The organism is Lysobacter sp. ESA13C (genome assembly GCF_019970005.1).
Lineage (GTDB): Bacteria > Pseudomonadota > Gammaproteobacteria > Xanthomonadales > Xanthomonadaceae > Lysobacter > Lysobacter antibioticus_B.
On the sequence record NZ_JAHXYK010000005.1, the window covers coordinates 346,013 to 363,392 of the forward strand.

Here is a 17,380-nt window from a genome sequence, read left to right on the forward strand (position 1 = left end):
ATTCACCGAGCCCCCGCATGACCTGCCGCACCCGTTTCGCCCCCAGTCCCACCGGTTATCTGCACATCGGCGGCGCGCGCACCGCGCTGTACTGCTGGCTGGAGGCGCGCCGCGCGGGCGGTCAGTTCATCCTGCGCATCGAGGACACCGACCAGGAGCGCAGCACCCAGGCCGCGATCGACGCGATCCTGGAGGCGATGGACTGGCTGGGCCTGGACTACGACGAAGGCCCGATCTACCAGACCCATCGCCTGGAGCGTTATCGCGAGGTCGCCGAACAGATGGTCGCGGCCGGCACGGCTTATTACGCCTACGAGACCAAGGAAGAGTTGGCCGCGGCGCGCGACGCGGCGATGGCGGCGAAGGAAAAGCCGCGCTACAGCGGCGCCTACCGCGACCGCAACGAACCCTTCCGCGACGACCCGAACCGGGTGATCCGCTTCAAGAACCCGCTCGACGGCACCGTCGTGTTCGAGGACAAGGTCAAGGGCCGCATCGAGATCGCCAACAACGAACTCGACGACCTGGTGATCTTCCGCGCCGACGGCTACCCGACCTACAACTTCGCCGTCGTCGTCGACGACCTCGACATGCGCATCAGCGATGTCGTGCGCGGCGACGACCACGTCAACAACACCCCGCGCCAGATCAACATCTATCGGGCGCTGGGCGCGCCGGTGCCGCATTTCTCGCACCTGCCGATGATCCTCGACGAGGAGGGCAACAAGCTCTCCAAGCGCACCGGCGCGGCCGACGTCATGCAGTACCGCGACGCCGGTTATCTGCCGCACGCGCTGCTGAATTATCTGGTCCGCCTGGGCTGGTCGCACGGCGACCAGGAGATCTTCTCGATCGAGGAGATGACCCGTTTGTTCGAGCTCAAGGACGTCAATTCCAAGGCCTCGCGCCTGGACTCGGCCAAGCTGGGCTGGCTCAACCAGCAGTACCTCAAGAGCGACGACCCGGTGGCGGTCGGCAAGCACCTGGAATGGCATCTGCTCGACAACGGCTACGACCTGGCCAGCGGCCCGGCCCCGGCCGACGTGGTGATCGCCCTGCGCGACCGCGTGCAGACCCTCAAGGACATGGCCGAGCGAGCATCGGTCTGGTACCGGCCGCTGACCGAGTACGACGATGCGGCGGTCGCCAAGCATCTGACCGCGAATGCACGCGCGCCGTTGGCCGAAGCCCGCACCCGCCTGGGCCAGCTCAGCGCCTGGACCGCCGAGACCGTGTCGGCGGCCCTGCACGAGACCGCCGAAGCCCTGGCCATCGGCATGGGCAAGGTCGCTCAGCCGCTGCGGGTGGCGATCACCGGCACCCAGGTCAGCCCGGACATTTCGCATACGGTGTACCTGGCCGGCCAGGCCCAGGCCTTGCAACGCATCGACGCCGCCCTCACTAAACTCCCTGCGTAGGAAGCATCGCGCCGCGATAATGGAGTCCGCCATGAGCACCAGCCACGCCTGTACCGACCCCCAGCACCACGTCCACGACGGCAACGCCTTCGTGCAGGAGGTGGAGCGGGCCTGCGAACAGCGCGGCTTGCGGCTGACTCCCATCCGCGCCCATGCCCTGCGCCTGATCGCCGACGCCGGCAAGCCGATGAAGGCCTACGATCTGCTCGACCAGATGAAGGCCACCCACGACGCCGCCGCGCCGCCGACGATCTACCGCGCCCTGGATTTCCTGCTCGAGCACGGCTTTATTCATAAGCTCGCCTCGATCAACGCCTACGTCGGCTGCCATCACCCGGGCGGCGCCCAGCACGCGGTGCCGTTCCTGATCTGCGACAGCTGCCAGTCGGCGACCGAGCTGGAAGACGAGCGTATCGTCGACCTGCTCGAAGGCCGCGCCCGCGCGCTCGGCTTCGTGCCGCAGGCGCAAACCCTAGAAGTGCACGGCATGTGCGCCGATTGCGTGCAGGCGAAGGCTTGATTTCGTTGCGTGACCGCGTGATTCCGTGACCGCGTGATTCCGCAGGTCCAGCGCCTGCGACAACCGCTTATGAAGATCGCCCCCTTTGCAAAGGGGGCTGCGCCCTGTCTGAGCAGGAAGTCAGGTTAGCGGTGATTGGCTCGGGGGATTTGCTCTTGCTGGGCAGCTTCATCGTTGCGGTTGGCTCGAGAGCAAATCCCCCCTCACCCCCCTTTTTCAAAGGGGGGACGCTATGCCTCCGACGATTCGCCCGTTCGAAAGTTCGCCCCCTTTGGAAAAGGGGGCGGCGTCCGATGTCGTTTGAGGTCGGGTGAGATTCGCTGGCGCGGGGGATTTAGCTTCAGGTCGCGGCGACCGACGAAGCGAAAGCAAATCTTCCTAACCCCTTTTCCAATAAGGGGACAACTCAAGCCTTCGCCGGCGCTAGTCCCGTCATGATCGGTTTCGCTTCGCGGATCGGCAGGTTCGCCACCGCCGCCAGCAAGGCGAGCACGATGTCGGCGTACCACATCCAGGTGTAGTCGCCGAACTTCGCCATCGCGATGCCGCCGAACCAGGCGCCGAAGAAGCCGCCGATCTGGTGCGAGAACAAGGTCAGGCCGAACAAGGTGCCCAGGTAACGCGGCCCGAACAGTTTGCCGACCAGGCCCGCGGTCGGCGGCACCGTCGCCAGCCAGGTCAGGCCCAGGCCAGCCGCGAACAGGTAGAAGGTCAACGGCGTCGGCGGCGAGATCAGATAGATCGCGATCATCGCCGCGCGGCTGGCGTACATCAGCGCGAGCAGGTGTTTCATGCGGTAGCGCTGGCCGAGCCAGCCGGCGGCCAGGCTGCCGGCGATGTTGAACAAACCGATCAGCGCCAACGACACCGCCGAGACGTTGTCGGACAAACCGCACAGGGCGATTTCGCCGGGCAGATGGGTGACCAGGAAGGCGATATGGAAGCCGCAGGTGAAAAAGCCCACGTGCAGCATCCAATAACTCGGGTCGCGCAAAGCGACGCGCAGTTGCGCGCGCAGGCCGATCTCGGCCGCGGGCGCGGCGGCGATGCTTCCGGGTGCAGCGGCGGGTGCGGTACGGCGCCGCAACGGCCAAGCCAACGGCAGGGTCGCGACGGCCGCGACGGCGAGCGTCCACATCGCCATCATCCAGCCCGAGGCGGCGATCACCGCCTGCACCAGCGGCGCGAACACGAACTGGCCGAGCGAGCCGCCGGCGTTGATGAAGCCGGCCGCCATCGAGCGCTTTTCCGCCGGCAAACGCTGCGCGGTGGCGCCGATCAGGATCGAAAAACTGCCGGCGCCGGCTCCGGCGGCGCCGAGCAGGCCGAGCGTCACCATCAAGCCCCATTGCGACGACACGAACGGCGTCAGCCCCATGCCGGCGATCAACAGCACGCCGCCGAATACGAGCACGCGCCCCGGCCCGCGTTGATCGGCCAGCGCGCCGAACACCGGTTGCACCGCGCCCCAGACGAACTGACCGATTGCCAGGGCGAAACTGATCTCGGCGATGCCGAGCCCGGTGCTTTGGCCGATCGGTTTGACGAACAAGCCCTGCGACTGGCGGATGCCCATGGTGATCATCAGCATCGCGGTGGCGGCGAGCAGCAACGGCCAATAGGACGCGGTCTTGATCGTGGGCGGAGAGGAAGTCGTGCTCATGGGGTTCTCGGCGGCAGAGGAACTGCGGGGAGGGAGGGGGCGAGCGTGGTTTCGAGTGCGGCAGACTTCAGGGCGTTGCAGGCGAATGCAGTCGCTGGACTGTTCGCAATGACTCCGGTGCAGGGCGAAGTAAAGCCGAGTCCGCTCTCGCGCAGTGGCGACCGCCAGTTCGCGGCATCGCCTCAGCCTGTGGCGATGCCGCGCAGCTTGCATGCGCGTCGTTGCAGGCCGACGCTCGTGTGTTGTTCTCGTCATTCCCGCGAAGGCGGGAATCCAGAGACCGCAAGCGTTCTCGCACGATAGGTTTCGAACATCCGGTTCCGCCCGGGCAGAACGCAGTGCGCTCTCGCCGGAACGACACAAACAACCCAGGCCGGATCGTTCGTATCGGCCCGTTCACGGCGCGTCGTCCTGCAACTGCGCGATCGCGCGGTCCAACTGCGCATGCAAAGCGGCGACGCCTTCGGCGCCCAGGCCTTGATCGATCCGGTCCTGCGCCTGTCGCCATAGCGGTTGCGCGCGTTCGATCACCCGCCGGCCTTCGTCGGTGATGCGCAGGCGGCGCTGGCGTGCATCCAGGCCGGGCACGCTCTCGATCCAGTTCGATTCGACCAGCGGCTTGAGGTCGCGGCTCAGGGTGCTGCGGTCCATGCCGAGCTCGCGGGCGATTTCGCCGAGCGGACGGCCCTGGCCGCCGGTGCGGCGCAAGATCGAATACTGGTTGAGGTTGATCCCGGCCGGCGCCAGGGCCTGGTCGTAGCGCTGGCTCATCAGCCGCGCCAGCTTGCGCATGCGAAAGCAGGTGCAGACGCTCTGGGTCGGGGCGGCGGCGGGCTCGGTTCGGGCGCTCATTGGGTGTATATACACCTATTTGCGCCGCCACCGCAAACGCCGACACGAGGTCGGCGTCTGGGCCACGGGGATAGGTCACGACACGACTGGGAGAGAGATCGTTGAGAACCCCGAAGTCAGGTGGCGCCGATGCAGGAAAGCGCCGTCAGAAGAACACCCGCACGCCGAAATCGACGCCGCGGCCGGGCAACACCACGCTGTCCTTGAGGAAGGAGGTGTGCACCCGCGCTTCCTGGTCGGTCAGGTTGCTGCCGTTGAGGAAGACCTCGTAACCCAGGTTGCCCGCGTCCCAGTGGTAGGCCAGGTGGGCGTCGACGAGGGTGTAGCCGTCGGTCGGGGTTTCGTTGGCCGCGACCTTGTCCTGCTTCATGTAGCGGGTCGCGCCGAGCGATGCGCGCCAGGAGTCGGCGTCCCAGCGCAATTCGCCGCCGACGCGGCCGGGGGCGATGCGCGGCAGGTTGCCGCCGTTGTCGAGCTTGGCGCGCACGCTGTCGCCGAACACGCGCACGTCGAACTTGCCGGCGTCGCCGTCGAACAGGTGCGCGATCGCTTCGCCTTCGAAACCGGTGAACTTGGCGTCGGCCTGGCTCCACTGGCGCACCGGGCTGTCGTCTTCGATCTCGCCGGTGTCGAGCAGGTAGATGAAGCCGTCGAAGCGGGTCTGGTAGGCGGCGAGCTTGGCCTCGAATTTCGCGCCGTGGTAATGCACGCCCAGTTCGACCTGGTTGGCGCGCTCCTTGCGCAGATCGGCGTCGCCGATCTCGAACGAGGCGGTCGCCGCGTGCAGGCCGTGGGCGAACAATTCCTCTTCGGCCGGCGCGCGTTCGGCGCGGTCGAGGTTGAGGCTCAGGCGCCAGGCGTCGTTGAATTTCCACAGTGCGCCGGCCGACAGGCTGACCGGTGTGAAGTCGCGCTTGGCCGCGCCGAACGGCGAGCTTTCGATCTTGTCGACGCGCGCGCCGAGTTCGAGCTGCAGCGGGTCCCAGGTGCGTTGTTCGGTGACGAACAAGCCGGCGGCGCGGGTCTTGGTCTTGGGCACGAAGGCCTCTTCGCCGATCGCCTGGAACTTGCGCTCGTAGCCCTGCACGCCGACCGCGCCGATCCAGCCGCCGAACGGCTTGTGGGTCAGTTCCAGGCGGCCTTCGGTGGCGTCGCTGAGAAAGCGCGTGCCGACTTCGTCGCCTTCGAATTCGATGTGCTCGTATTCGGTGTTGGCCACACTCGCGCGCAGCCCGCTGAAAATGCCGAAGGCCTGGTTGATGCCGCCTTTCAGCTCGAAGCGGTTCTGCTTCATGTCGATGTGCACCGGCGCTTCGCCTTCGAGCGCATCGCCGGGTTCGCCGGGGTTGCCGTAACGGTCTTCGTAGCGCGCTGCGGAGAAGCCGAGGAAGCCCAGGTCGCCGACCAACGAGGCGCCGAGTGCGCCGGTCTTGGTGTCGACGAAGCTGTTGCGCTGACGGCCGAGCGGGGTTTCGTAATCCTTGTTGTTGCGGTACACGCCGTCGGCATGCAGCACCAGGGCGCCGTCGGCGCCCATCGCATCGACGCGGGCCATGCCGGTGACGCCGTCGTTGACGGTGTCGTGGCGGATCTCGGCGCGGCCGGACACGGTTTCGTCGAGCGGGCGCTCGGCGATGCGGCCGTCGACCACGTTGACCACGCCGCCGATCGCGCCGCTGCCGTAGAGCAGGGTGGCCGGGCCCTTGAGCACTTCGATCTGGTCGGCGAGGAAGGGCTCGACGGTGACGTTGTGATCCTGGCTGACGGTGGACACGTCCTGGCTGGCCAGGCCGCCGGTCAGCACGCCGACGCGTGGGCCTTCCAGGCCGCGGATGATCGGGCGGCCGACGCCGGCGCCGAAGTTGGAGCTCTGCACGCCGGGCAGCTTGCCGATGGTCTCGCCGAGGGTGGTGCCGCGCGCTTCGTCGAGCTTCTCGCCGGCCAGCACCTCGACCGGCTGGGCCAGTTCCTCGGCGCTGGACTGCAGCGGGGTGGCTGTGACGACAACGGCGTCGAGGCTGGTAGCCTTGTCGTGGCGGGTGTCGCTGGCGGTGCCCCCAGGCGGCTCCTGGGCATTGGCCTGGGCGGTGGCCAGCGCGGCCGGCAGGGCCAGGGTAAGGGCGATGGTGAGCGCGCTGCGACGTGCGCCGAGGAATGAACGGATGGGCTTGGGCATGATGAACCGGCTGACGATGAACTGGCGGGGGATGGTGAAATGTTATAAAGTAACGTTTACCGATTGACAACCATCCCAGAAGTCATCCCCCCATGTCTTCATTGCTACGCGGCTTAATCGACCGGATCGGCGCCTTCGGCTCGCTGGCCTGCGCCATTCATTGCGCAGCGCTGCCGCTGCTGATCGCGGTGCTGCCCTCGTTGGGCTTCGCCGGTTGGTTCGACGACGGCTTCGAACTGGCCTTCGTCATCTTCGCCACCATGCTCGGCACGGCCAGCCTGATCTCCGGCTATCGCCGCCACCACGCCGTGCGCGCGCTGTCGCTGCTGGTTCCGGGCCTGAGCGTGCTGTGGATCGGCGTGTTGTACCCGCCGCTGCACGGCTCGCTGTTGCCGCACGCCATCGCCATGACCTTCGGCGGCACCCTGGTCGGCCTGGCCCACCTGGCCAACCTGCGCCTGAACCACAGCCACGTCCACGACGCCAGCTGCGCCCACTGAGCGCCCGCCGGAGCGGCTGCGGACGCCTCGGATCGACGCTTGTGCTAGGCTTCGCAGCCTCGCGCGCGGCCGCGCAGCGCCGGACACCCGGCCTCGGCCCCCGGCGAAATCGCCTGCAGCCTGCGCGGACCACCATTCGATTCAACTGTAGAACGTCTTAATTAGGAGCACGACCATGGGTAAAGGCGACCGCAAGACCGCCAAGGGCAAGCGCTACAACTCCAGCTACGGCAACGCCCGCAAGGCCGTGAGCAAGGCGACCGGCACCGCCGCCGCGCCGGCAGCGAAGAAGACCGCCGTCAAGAGCGCGACCAAGGCACCGGCCAAGAAGGTCGTGGCCAAGAAGACCGCTGCCAAGGAATAAGCCGGCCCGGCGCCGACGCTGTTCGAGAAAGCCCCGCATCGCGGGGCTTTTTTTGTCCTTTCTTTGCCGACGAAGGCCCGGGCGACGGGGCGGCGCAAGCCCATCGCAACGGGTTTTCCGCGCCGCGCCTATGCCAACGGACACACACAGACAAGATGTAATTTTTTCATTAAGATGCGCGCGTTCCCGAGGAAGGGAACGGTCATCACATTTCGAAGGATCAAGGGGATTTATGAAGAAGCAACTCGCGCTGGCGCTTGCGCTGGCCATGGCCTCGTCTGCGGCCGCCGCTGCCGACGGCCTGAGCTACACCCATGTCGAAGCCGGCTACTCGGTGCAGAAGATCGAACTGGTCACCGTCGACGAAGACCTCGATATCGAGGACCCGAAGGCCGCTGGCGGTTACATAGCCGGTTCGGTCGCGTTGAACGATGCCATGCACCTGTTCGGCGGCTACCGCCAGGGCAGCGACGATATCGAAGTCAGCTACGCCGGCAGCTACCTCGGCGAAGTCGACATCGACTCCACCCAGTACCAGATCGGCCTGGGCTACCACCACACGCTGTCCGACCGCGTCGACTGGACCGGTGAGCTGAGCTACCTGCGCACCGAAATCGACGTCGAAGACGAAGAAGCCGTCGAAGGCGACGACTACCGCGCTTCGCTCGGCCTGCGCGGCGACCTGGCGGCGAACTTCGAAGGCTGGATCAAGGCCAACTACACCGACGGCGACGTCTACGACGGCGAATTCAGCGGCACGATCGGCGCACTGGTCAAGTTCAACGAGACCTGGGGCATCGTCGGCGAAGCCGAATTCGGCGACAAGAACAGCCAGTTCAACCTGGGCGTGCGCGCCAGCTTCTAAGCGGGCTCGTACGTGCGATAGCGGAAGCCCGGCGCAAGCCGGGCTTCTGCGTTTCAGCGGTCTTGCCATCGCAGTGGCGATGCCGCAGATGTAATTGGCACAGATGTAACTGGCGCGGATGTAACTGATGCGAATGCAACCGCCGCGAATGCCGATGCCGCGAACGTCCCGCGTTCGCGGCCGGCCTTACGACTTCTGCGCCAGCTTCTCGACCGCACTCCACACCCGCAGCAGATTGCCGCCGAGCACCTTGCGGATGGTTTCGTCGGAGTGGCCGCGCGCCTTCAGGCCCTCGATCAGATTCGGATAATCGGCGACCGACTTCAGGCCTTCCGGCAGGGCGCCGCTGACGCCGTCGAAATCCGAGCCGATGCCGACATGATCGGCGCCCAGCAGCTTGATGCCGTAGTCGATCTGGTTCAGCACCGCATCGATTTTGACCGCGCGCGGCGGGTGCGATTTCTCCCAGGCCTGGTCGAAGGATTCCTGAGACTGCACGGTTTCGCCGCGTGCGCGGGCGGCGGCCTGTTCCTTTTCGAACTTGGCGTTGGCGTCGAAATAACCCTGAGTATCGGCCGCCGAGGCCGGGTCGACGAAGGCGTTGCCGAACACGATCTGGACCACGCCGCCCTTCGCCGCGACCGCCTTGGCGAGCTCGTCGCTGAGGTTGCGCTCGAAGCCCGGGGTGAAATGGCGCAGGCCGGAATGGCTGGCGATCACCGGCGCCTTGCTGCGCGCGAGCACGTCGAGAACGGCGTCGTCGGACAGATGCGAGACGTCGACCATGATGCCCAGCCTGTTCATTTCGTCGACGACCTGTTCGCCGAACGGGCTCAGGCCTTTCCACTTGCGGTGCTTGTCGTAGGACGAATCGCTGATGCGGTTGTCCTGGCCATGGGCGAGCGTGATGTAGCGCACGCCGCGGCCGTGGAAGCGCGCGAGCTGGGCGAGGTCGTCGCCGATCGGCGCGCCGTTCTCCATGCCGAGCGCGAGCAGCACCCGTTGGCCGCGTTCGTGCAGGCGTTCAAGGTCGGCCGGCGAACGCAGCAGGGCGAACTTGTCCGGATGGCGGCCGATCATCGCCTCGACCGCGTCGATCTGGGTGTGCGCGGTCTGCTGCGCGGTGCCGGCGGCGTCTTCGCCGGGCGAGGTGTAGATCGACATGAAGGCGACGTCGAGCCCGCCCTGGCGCGCGCGCGGATAGTCGAACTCGACCTTGGGCGTGTCGACGCCGAGGTCGTTCCAGTGCCGCAGCAGTCCGCTCGGCGCGTCGATATGGGTGTCGACGATGATCGCGTCCTGGGCGAAGCGCTGGCCCGCGCTCAGAGGCTGGTCGGCGAGCGCGAAAGGCGGCGACAGGAGCAGGGCAAGAGCGAGAACGGTCCGCACGGTACCTCCGGGTAGGCAGCGAAGACGGCGTAATGCCGCATCGGGCAGCCAGCCTACAACAGCGCGCCGCGGCTGCCTTGCGGCGGCGCAGCGTATACGCAGAATCATCGATGCCAGCTCGTGGCTACGCGGTTGCGCTGCTTGCAAGGGTAGGAGCGGCGCGAGCCGCGACCGTCCACAGTCCGATCGTTGCGTCGAAGGGTTCGGGCGAAAGCGATCAGCATCGGCTCTAGCCGATCGTATCAACCAACCGCCGCCCACCCGCGAACACGCGCTGCGCCAGACCGCCGCCGAGCCAGTAACACAGCTCCGAGGGATGGCCGATGCGCCACTGCACGAAATCGGCACGCGCGCCGACCCGCAGCACGCCGCGATCGGCCAGGCCGAGGGCGCGCGCCGCATGCACGGTCGCGCCGCGCAGGGCTTCTTCCGGGGTCAGGCGGAAATGCGTGCACGACAGCTGCATGGCCTGGCGCATCGACAACAAGGGCGAGGTGCCGGGGTTGCAGTCGGTCGCCACCGCCATCGCCACGCCGTGTTCGCGGAAGGCGTCGAGCGGTGGCAGCTTGGTCTCGCGCAAGACATGGAACGCGCCCGGCAGCAGCACCGCGACCGTGCCGTGCGCGGCCATCGCACGCACGCTGTCGAGCGAGGTGTGTTCGACATGATCGGCCGACAGGCCGTCGAAACTTGCGGCCAGGGCGGCGCCGCCGAGATCGCTGAGCTGGTCGGCGTGCAGCTTGACCGGCAGGCTGAGCGAGCGCGCGGCCTCGAACACGCGGCGGGTCTGCCCGGGGCTGAAGCCGATGCCCTCGCAGAACGCATCGACCGCGTCGATCAGGCCTTCGGCGTGCAGGCGCGGCATCCACGCGCAGACCGCGTCGATGTAATCGTCGGCGCGCCCGGCGTACTCGGGCGGCAGGGCATGCGCGGCCAGATAGGTCGCGCGCACCTCGACGCCGAGGGCATCGCCGACCGCACGAGCGACCCGCAGCATCTTGCGCTCGTTGTCGTAGTCCAGGCCGTAGCCGGACTTGATTTCCAGGGTGGTGGCGCCGTCGGCGAGCAGGGCGCGGGCGCGCGGCAGCGACTGGCGCAGCAATTCGGCTTCGTCGGCGGCGCGGGTCGCGCGCACGCTGGACACGATGCCGCCGCCGGCGCGGGCGATTTCTTCGTAACTCGCGCCCTGCAGGCGCTGCTCGAACTCGCGCGCGCGGTCGCCGGCGAAGACCAGGTGGGTGTGGCAGTCGACCAAGCCCGGGGTGATCCAGCCGTCGGCTTCGATCACGCTTTCGGCCAGGCTCGCCGGGTCGGCGCCGAGCGCGCTGCGCGGGCCGATGTGGGCGATGCGGCCGTCGCGCCAGGCCAGGGCGGCGTCGGCGATCTCGCCGTAGCCTTGCGCGGCGTCGAGGGTGGCCAGCGAGGCGCCGACGATGAGGCCGTCGTAGCGGCCGCCGCCGGCAGGATGGGATGCGGTGCTCATGGGCCGATTCTACATGGGCGATTCTGCCCGGCCGATTTCAGCCAGCCGACCATAGCCAGCCGATCCTAGCCAGCCGACCTTAGCCAACCGATCCTGGCCGCCGCGCCGCGCCGCGTCGCGACGGTCGCATCGCGCGCCCGCGCAGGCGAGAATGCGCGCATGACCACCTCAGACCAAGCCGCTCTCTGGACGCCCGCCGGCTGGCGCCGCGACGACACCATCATCGAACGCATCGTGCCGGGTATTGCCAACCTACATTCGCATGCCTTCCAGCGCGCGATGGCCGGCATGGCCGAGCGCCAGAGCGACCCCAGGGACAGTTTCTGGACCTGGCGCGAGACCATGTACCGCTTCGCCGGGCGCTTCACACCGGAGTCGCTGCATGCGGTCGCCAGCCAGCTGTATGTCGAGATGCTCGAAGCCGGCTACACCACGGTCTGCGAATTCCACTATCTGCACCACGCCCCGGACGGCCGTCCTTATGCCGACCCGGCGGCGATGTCGCGCGCCCTGATCCAGGCCGCGCGCGAAACCGGCATCCGCATGACCTTGCTGCCGGTGCTGTACATGACCGGCGGTTTCGACGAACGCCCGCTCGGCGAGCGCCAGCGCCGTTTCGGCCATGAAGTCGATGCTTATCTGCGTTTGCTCGACACCTTGCGCAGCGAGTCCGATGAACTGCTGAAGGTCGGTTGCTGCCTGCACAGCCTGCGCGCGGTGCCGCCGTCGCCGATGCGCGAGGTGCTGACGGCGTTGCCGGACGACAGCCGCGTGCACGTGCACATCGCCGAACAGGTCGCCGAAGTCGAGGACTGCCTGGCGATCCGCAAGGCGCGGCCGGTGCGCTGGTTGCTGGATCATGCCGACGTCGACGAACGCTGGACCCTGGTGCACGCGACCCATCTCGATGCCGGTGAAGTGCAGGGAATCGCCGACAGCGGCGCGACCGTGGCGATCTGCACCACCACCGAGGCCAATCTCGGCGACGGTCTGTTCCCGCTGCGCGATTACCTCGACGCCGGCGGCGCCTGGGGCGTGGGTTCGGATTCGCATATCTCGGTATCGCCGGTCGAGGAACTGCGTTGGCTCGAATACGGCCAGCGCCTGATCACGCGCCGCCGCAACATCGCCGTCGGCACGCATTCGACCAGCGTCGGCGAGACCTTGTTGCGCGGCGTGGTCGCCAGCGCCGAGCGCTCGACGGGCTTCGATGCGATCAGCCTGGCCGGCGATTTCCTCACCCTCGACCGCGACGCCCCGGCCTTCGCCGGCGCGACCGATGAGGATTACATCGACCGCTGGTTGTTCAGCGGCAACCGCAATCTGGTGCGCGAGGTCCATGTCGGCGGCCGCCAGGTCGTCGCCGAAGGCCGTCATCGCGATCGCGACGCGGTCGCCGCGCGTTACGGACGGACCTTGCGGGCTTTGCTCGCGGATTGAGCGATGTTCTGATCGATGTGCCCGTGCCCGTGCCCGTGCCTGTGCGATCGGGCGCGGCCGCGATGTGCGCTCAGGCCGGTGCGAACAGATCGTCGATCGGCACCCGTCGAGGCAGCACGCCTTCGAGGGTCAACAGGAACTCCTTGGTCGGCAAGCCACCGCCGAAACCGGTCAGGCTGCCGTCGGAGCCGATCACGCGATGGCAGGGCAGCACGATCGGCAGCGGATTGCGGCCATTGGCCGCGCCGACCGCACGCGTCGCGGTCGGTTGGCCGATATGGCGGGCCATCTGCGCATAGCTCCAGGTCTCGCCCCAGCGGATCTGCATCAGCGTGCGCCACACCTGCAATTGGAACGGCGTCCCGTGCGGCGCCAGCGGCAGATCGAATTCCTGGCGCGTGCCGGCGAAGTATTCGCCGAGTTGCTTGCGTGTTTCGAGCAGCACGCCGTTATCGCCCTCGTGCCAATCGGCGCCGCGCTTGACCGGATGCCAGGGCGCTTCGAACTCGATCACACGCAGGCCGTCGTCGGCGCTGGCGAGCAGCAATTGGCCGACCGGGCTGTCGATGTGCTGGAACGTGATCATGCGGCTTTCCGGGGTTTCTTCGTGGCGCGTGCGGGTGCCGCGACCGGTTGAGCAGTGCCGCCGAGAGCCTGACTGATCGGCACCGGCATGCTGTCGCGCCAGACGTGGATCACCGCATAGGCCCGCCACGGACGCCAGGCTTCGGCGCGCGCGTTGAGCGCCTTCGCGCTCATCCGCACGCCGTCTTCGGGCACCGCTTTCTGCAGCACGAGGTCGTCGGCCGGGAACGCATCGGGGTGGCCGAGCGCGCGCATCGCGACGTAGTGCGCGGTCCACGGGCCGATGCCGGGCAGGGCGACCCAGCGAGCGACGAAATCGTCGAGGGTGCGTTCGGCGCGGAAATCGACCCGGCCTTCGAGCAAGGCGCGCGCCACCGTGCGCACGGTATCGGCGCGGGCGCGGGTCAGCCCGATCTGGGTGAGATCGGCATCGGCCAAGGCTTCCGGCGTCGGGAACAGATGTTCGAGGCCGGCGGCGAAGGGCTTGGGCAGGGCCTGGCCGAATTGCTGTGCGAGCCGCGTCGCCAGGGTGCGCGCGGCGGCGACGCTGACCTGTTGGCCGAGAATCGCGCGCACCGAGATCTCGAAACCGTCCCAGCCGCTCGGCAGGCGCAGGCCCGGGCGTTTCGCCAGCAAGGGCTTGAGGCGCGGATCGACCGAGAGCGCCGCGGCGATCGCGTTCGGATCGGCGTCGAGATCGAACATGCGGCGCAGGCGATTGGTGATTTCGAGCAGACGCGCCGGCTTCGGCCCGTGCAGTTCGAGCTTCAGTGCGTGCTCGCCGCCGCGCCAGGCGCTGACGCGCAGCCAGCCGGGCGCTTCGATCGGCCCGATTACCCGGCTGTAACTGTGCGCGTCGACCACTTCGACGCCGGGCAGGGCGCGGCCGCGCAGGAAGTCGAGCATCGCCGCGAAGTCGTAGGGCGGGCGATAGCCCAGGCGCAGAGTCAGGGTATTGCCGTCGCCGTCGGGGCTTTCGTTCGGGCGCCGGCGCAGGTCGCGCGGTGCCATCCGGTAGGCCTCGCGGAAGGTGGTGTTGAAACGGCGCAGGCTGCCGAAGCCGGCGGCCATCGCGACCTCCGTGATCGGCAGACGGGTTTCGGTCAGCAGTTGCTTGGCGAACAACAACCGCCGCGTGCCGTGCACGCCGATCGGAGGCGCGCCGAGGCGTTCGACGAACAAGCGCCGCAACTGGCGTTCGCCGACGCCGACGCGTTCGGCCAAGGCGGCCAGCGGCTGATCGGCCAGCAAGCCTTCGTCGATCAGCTTGAGCGCACGCGCCACCGCGGCGTCGCCGCGTCGCCATGCGCCTTCGCCCGGCGATAACTCCGGACGACAGCGCAGACAGGGCCGGAAACCGGCGGCTTCCGCGGCCGCGGCATGGCCGTAATAGACCACGTTCTCGCGCTTGGCCGCGGGCGCCGGGCAGACCGGCCGGCAATAGATGCCGGTGCTGGTGACGGCGGTGAAGAACAGGCCGTCGAAGCGCGGATCGCGGCTGAAACGTGCCTGTTCGCAGACGCGCCAATGCGGCAGCGAGGCGGTCGGTGCGGGGGTGATGGGGGCGTCCATGAAGCAAGGCTAGCACCGGCGAGGGGGCGGGACTCGCCGGATTCGGACATCAATACTGGAAGGGGTGTTCTTGTCTTGTGGGGTCGATATACGGGGTTGGTCGGTCGCTGGCTTTGGCTTGAGGGGGAGGGGGGCGTGAGCCGCGGCTGCGGGCTTCAAGCTGAGGCGGTCCGGTTGCCGGATGCTGTCGTACTAGCTCTGGTTCTGGTTCTGGTTCTAGCCCTAATCCTAGTCCTAGCTGTTGCTGTTGCTGTTGCTGTTGTTGTTGTTGCTGTTGCTGTGCGTCGCCACGTATTCGCGAAGGCTAAAGAAGACCCGGAGGGCGGCGCGCATGGATGCGCGCCGTTTTTCATCGGGACAGGGATGTCCCGTATGAAAAAGCCCCGCGCATGCACCGCTCGTGCGGGCCCTTGATTCAAAGAAAAGCATTTTTCTTTGGTTACCTTTCTTTTGTTGCTTTAGACAAAAGAAAGTAACCCGCCGCTTTAGTGGCGGAAGCTTTTGGCGTTTGATTTAGATATTGATCTTGCTTGAGTGAGGCGCCGCAAGGCCGCCACAGCGTGGTCGCGACTTGCGTCGCTCCTACCCTGGTGGGCTGCGGCCGGCATCGATGCGAAACTGATGCGACGCGGTCGCGACTTACGTCGCTCCTACAGGGGAAGGATTCGCGACGCTTTCTTCTTCAAGCAAGAGCAGAGCTTCCGCCCGCTACGCGGCCGGGTTACTTTCTTTTGCTAAGCCCAAAAGAAAAGTAACCAAAGAAAAGGGCTTTCCCTGCAAGGGCACAGGCCACGAGTGCGATGCTAGCGCCGGGATTTTTCGATAAGACGTCCCTGTCTTATCGAAAAACGGCGCACGTCCTGTGCGCCGCCCTCCGGGTCTCCACTTAACCGGCAAAGCGGCAAAGCGGCAAAGCAGATCAAAATCTCGGCAACGGCAACGGCAAGCGCGATTGCCGGGGCTTGGTTTTAGGGTAGGAGCGGCGCGAGCCGCGACCGAGAGGCTTCGATCTCGCGGCGCTGCCGTCTGTCGCTATTGTAGAAGCCGCGCCCTACTGGATTTCCTTCGGTCATAAGCCGCGACCCCGCAGAGGCGCTGTCGGCTCGGCGTGCTGCGGCTCCCGCTCGGTCCGTGCCGCGCTCGCGCTCAGGGTTCCCGCAACGCCGGCAGCAGCGGGGCGATATCGCCGTCGTTGTGCGCGGCAGGGATGCCGATCAGGCGCGCCAGCAACGGGTACACATCGACGTTGTCGATCGCCGGAATCGTCGCGCCACGTTTGAAGGCGGGGCCGCGGGCGACGAAGATCGCGCGCATCGACGGCAGGGCGGGGTCGAAGCCGTGCGAGCCTCGCGTTTGCCCGAGGCCGTCCTTGGGCAGTTTCTCGCGTTCGATCGCATCCCAGCCTTCGTGCATCTGGCAGACGATCGGCGGGACCCGCGGGTGACTGCCGTAATGCCAATGCTCGGGCAGTTCGGCCTTGCGCCAGCAGTCGTAGGTCACATGAGGGCCGAGCAGGCGTTGTTCGACTTCGGCTTCGTGGCCGCGGTTGGGGCTGATGCCGATCGACTGGCCGAGCGAAGTCACCACCGCTTGTTCCGGGGTGACCATGTCTTCGACCGCGATGCGCTGGCCCGAGGCGACTTCGGCCATGCCGTGATCGGATACCAGGACGATGTTGACCTGGTCGAGTTGCTTGCGTGCGGCCAGGCCGTCGAGCAGGCGGCCGATGGCGGCGTCGATGCGGGCCAGGGCCTCGCGCACTTGCGGGGAGTTCGGGCCGTGGTCGTGGCCTTCGTGGTCGAGGGCGTCGAAGTACAGGGTCGCCACGTGCGGGCGCGTCGAGGCGGGTTCGCCGAGCCAGGCCAGCACTTCGTCGACGCGGGCGTTCTCGTCGATGGCGGCGTCGAACGGGCGCCAGCGGTTCGGGCGCAGGCCGTGGATCGGCGCTTCGCTGCCGGGCCAGAACAGGGTCGCGCTGCGCAGGCCGGCTTTTTGTGCGCCGATCCAGATCGGCTCGCCGCCGTTCCACCAGCGCGTTTCGCCGACGGCGTCGCGGTCGGAAATCTTGAAGCGCCCCAGTTGTTCGTCGCTCATGCTGTTGTGGACGACGCCGTGGTGGTCGGGACGCAGACCGGTGACCAGGGTGTAGTGGTTCGGGAAGGTCAGCGATGGGTACGACGGGGTCATCCACTGCGCGCGCACGCCTTCGCCGGCGAAGCGTTCGATATGCGGGGTCAGGCCGAGCTCGAAATAGCTCGCGCGGAAACCGTCGATCGAGATCAGCAGCAGCGGGGTATCGGCCGGCGGCGCCACGCGGGTCGGCGGAGCGCAGGCGGCGAGGACGAGAACGAGCAGGGCGGACGCAGCCGCGGAAAGAATCGAACGCATCGCGACATGATAGCGGCAGCCGGTTGCCGACCGATGTCAGGCCGGCGGCGAGGGCGGCCGTGCGGCGAGCGGCCACAGTCGGCATGGCTTGGGCATGGCTTTGGGCACGATGTTGGGTATCACCCTCGGCATGACTTCCGTCGCTGGCGGGCCGGACGGGGCGGG

General features: G+C 67.3%; 14 protein-coding genes. 6 read left to right on the forward strand and 8 right to left on the reverse strand.

Annotated features, from left to right (window positions below; translation table 11 throughout):
- The first annotated feature begins 17 nt into the window (after positions 1–17).
- Positions 18–1,418, forward strand: coding sequence for a glutamate--tRNA ligase (gltX, locus tag LC490_RS12780; protein WP_223620377.1), 1,401 nt, complete (start codon positions 18–20; stop codon positions 1,416–1,418).
- A 31-nt stretch (positions 1,419–1,449) separates the two neighbouring features.
- Positions 1,450–1,938: a transcriptional repressor gene (locus tag LC490_RS12785; RefSeq protein WP_036149149.1), complete on the forward strand. Its 489-nt coding sequence runs from the start codon at positions 1,450–1,452 to the stop codon at positions 1,936–1,938.
- A 406-nt stretch (positions 1,939–2,344) separates the two neighbouring features.
- On the opposite strand, the gene LC490_RS12790 is transcribed toward LC490_RS12785, so the two are convergent.
- The 3 genes from LC490_RS12790 to LC490_RS12800 all read right to left on the reverse strand — a co-directional run bounded on the left by LC490_RS12790 (position 2,345) and on the right by LC490_RS12800 (position 6,629).
- Positions 2,345–3,601, reverse strand: a complete 1,257-nt coding sequence (locus LC490_RS12790) for an MFS transporter (protein ID WP_223620378.1) — start codon at positions 3,599–3,601, stop codon at positions 2,345–2,347.
- A gap of 396 nt (positions 3,602–3,997) precedes the next feature.
- Entirely contained in the window at positions 3,998–4,453 is a 456-nt protein-coding gene (locus tag LC490_RS12795; protein ID WP_223620379.1) for a MarR family winged helix-turn-helix transcriptional regulator, read from the reverse strand.
- 145 nt (positions 4,454–4,598) lie between these two features.
- On the reverse strand, positions 4,599–6,629 hold the full coding sequence (locus LC490_RS12800) for a TonB-dependent receptor (protein ID WP_223620380.1): 2,031 nt from the start codon (positions 6,627–6,629) through the stop codon (positions 4,599–4,601).
- Between the two features lie 92 nt (positions 6,630–6,721).
- Between LC490_RS12800 and LC490_RS12805 the strand changes: the two genes are divergently transcribed.
- From LC490_RS12805 to LC490_RS12815, 3 genes are all read left to right on the forward strand, one after another.
- Positions 6,722–7,129, forward strand: coding sequence for a MerC domain-containing protein (locus LC490_RS12805; protein ID WP_031373009.1), 408 nt, complete (start codon positions 6,722–6,724; stop codon positions 7,127–7,129).
- 175 nt (positions 7,130–7,304) lie between these two features.
- Positions 7,305–7,493 carry a 30S ribosomal protein THX gene (locus LC490_RS12810; protein ID WP_031373010.1) on the forward strand — a complete coding sequence of 63 codons (189 nt, stop codon included), beginning with the start codon at positions 7,305–7,307 and terminating at the stop codon, positions 7,491–7,493.
- A gap of 130 nt (positions 7,494–7,623) precedes the next feature.
- Positions 7,624–8,358, forward strand: a complete 735-nt coding sequence (locus LC490_RS12815; RefSeq protein WP_343223015.1) for a porin — start codon at positions 7,624–7,626, stop codon at positions 8,356–8,358.
- A 186-nt stretch (positions 8,359–8,544) separates the two neighbouring features.
- Here the strand turns inward: LC490_RS12815 and LC490_RS12820 are convergent, their stop codons facing one another.
- Both LC490_RS12820 and hutI read right to left on the reverse strand, forming a co-directional pair.
- Positions 8,545–9,747 carry a dipeptidase gene (locus tag LC490_RS12820; protein ID WP_031373012.1) on the reverse strand — a complete coding sequence of 401 codons (1,203 nt, stop codon included), beginning with the start codon at positions 9,745–9,747 and terminating at the stop codon, positions 8,545–8,547.
- 229 nt (positions 9,748–9,976) lie between these two features.
- Positions 9,977–11,230 carry an imidazolonepropionase gene (gene hutI / locus LC490_RS12825; RefSeq protein WP_223620382.1) on the reverse strand — a complete coding sequence of 418 codons (1,254 nt, stop codon included), beginning with the start codon at positions 11,228–11,230 and terminating at the stop codon, positions 9,977–9,979.
- Positions 11,231–11,389: 159 nt separating this feature from the next.
- Here hutI and LC490_RS12830 point away from each other — a divergent pair, with 159 nt between their 5' ends.
- The gene (locus tag LC490_RS12830; protein WP_223620383.1) at positions 11,390–12,670 is read left to right on the forward strand and encodes a formimidoylglutamate deiminase; all 1,281 of its coding nucleotides are present in this window, start codon (positions 11,390–11,392) and stop codon (positions 12,668–12,670) included.
- A 70-nt stretch (positions 12,671–12,740) separates the two neighbouring features.
- Here the strand turns inward: LC490_RS12830 and LC490_RS12835 are convergent, their stop codons facing one another.
- The 3 genes from LC490_RS12835 to LC490_RS12845 all read right to left on the reverse strand — a co-directional run bounded on the left by LC490_RS12835 (position 12,741) and on the right by LC490_RS12845 (position 17,215).
- On the reverse strand, positions 12,741–13,256 hold the full coding sequence (locus LC490_RS12835; RefSeq protein ID WP_081931094.1) for a methylated-DNA--[protein]-cysteine S-methyltransferase: 516 nt from the start codon (positions 13,254–13,256) through the stop codon (positions 12,741–12,743).
- Positions 13,253–14,827, reverse strand: coding sequence for a DNA-3-methyladenine glycosylase 2 (locus LC490_RS12840; RefSeq protein ID WP_223620384.1), 1,575 nt, complete (start codon positions 14,825–14,827; stop codon positions 13,253–13,255). The genes LC490_RS12835 and LC490_RS12840 overlap by 4 nt, the downstream gene beginning before the upstream one ends.
- A gap of 1,146 nt (positions 14,828–15,973) precedes the next feature.
- Positions 15,974–17,215: an ectonucleotide pyrophosphatase/phosphodiesterase gene (locus LC490_RS12845; protein ID WP_223620385.1), complete on the reverse strand. Its 1,242-nt coding sequence runs from the start codon at positions 17,213–17,215 to the stop codon at positions 15,974–15,976.
- Positions 17,216–17,380 lie beyond the last annotated feature (165 nt).

Coding starts and splice junctions, on each gene's coding strand:
- gltX (WP_223620377.1), top strand. CDS start 18: ATGACCTGCCGCACCCGTTTCGCCCCCAGTCCCACCGGTTATCTGCAC.
- LC490_RS12785 (WP_036149149.1), top strand. CDS start 1,450: ATGAGCACCAGCCACGCCTGTACCGACCCCCAGCACCACGTCCACGAC.
- LC490_RS12790 (WP_223620378.1), bottom strand. CDS start 3,601: ATGAGCACGACTTCCTCTCCGCCCACGATCAAGACCGCGTCCTATTGG.
- LC490_RS12795 (WP_223620379.1), bottom strand. CDS start 4,453: ATGAGCGCCCGAACCGAGCCCGCCGCCGCCCCGACCCAGAGCGTCTGC.
- LC490_RS12800 (WP_223620380.1), bottom strand. CDS start 6,629: ATGCCCAAGCCCATCCGTTCATTCCTCGGCGCACGTCGCAGCGCGCTC.
- LC490_RS12805 (WP_031373009.1), top strand. CDS start 6,722: ATGTCTTCATTGCTACGCGGCTTAATCGACCGGATCGGCGCCTTCGGC.
- LC490_RS12810 (WP_031373010.1), top strand. CDS start 7,305: ATGGGTAAAGGCGACCGCAAGACCGCCAAGGGCAAGCGCTACAACTCC.
- LC490_RS12815 (WP_343223015.1), top strand. CDS start 7,624: ATGCCAACGGACACACACAGACAAGATGTAATTTTTTCATTAAGATGC.
- hutI (WP_223620382.1), bottom strand. CDS start 11,230: ATGAGCACCGCATCCCATCCTGCCGGCGGCGGCCGCTACGACGGCCTC.
- LC490_RS12830 (WP_223620383.1), top strand. CDS start 11,390: ATGACCACCTCAGACCAAGCCGCTCTCTGGACGCCCGCCGGCTGGCGC.
- LC490_RS12835 (WP_081931094.1), bottom strand. CDS start 13,256: ATGATCACGTTCCAGCACATCGACAGCCCGGTCGGCCAATTGCTGCTC.
- LC490_RS12840 (WP_223620384.1), bottom strand. CDS start 14,827: ATGGACGCCCCCATCACCCCCGCACCGACCGCCTCGCTGCCGCATTGG.
- LC490_RS12845 (WP_223620385.1), bottom strand. CDS start 17,215: ATGCGTTCGATTCTTTCCGCGGCTGCGTCCGCCCTGCTCGTTCTCGTC.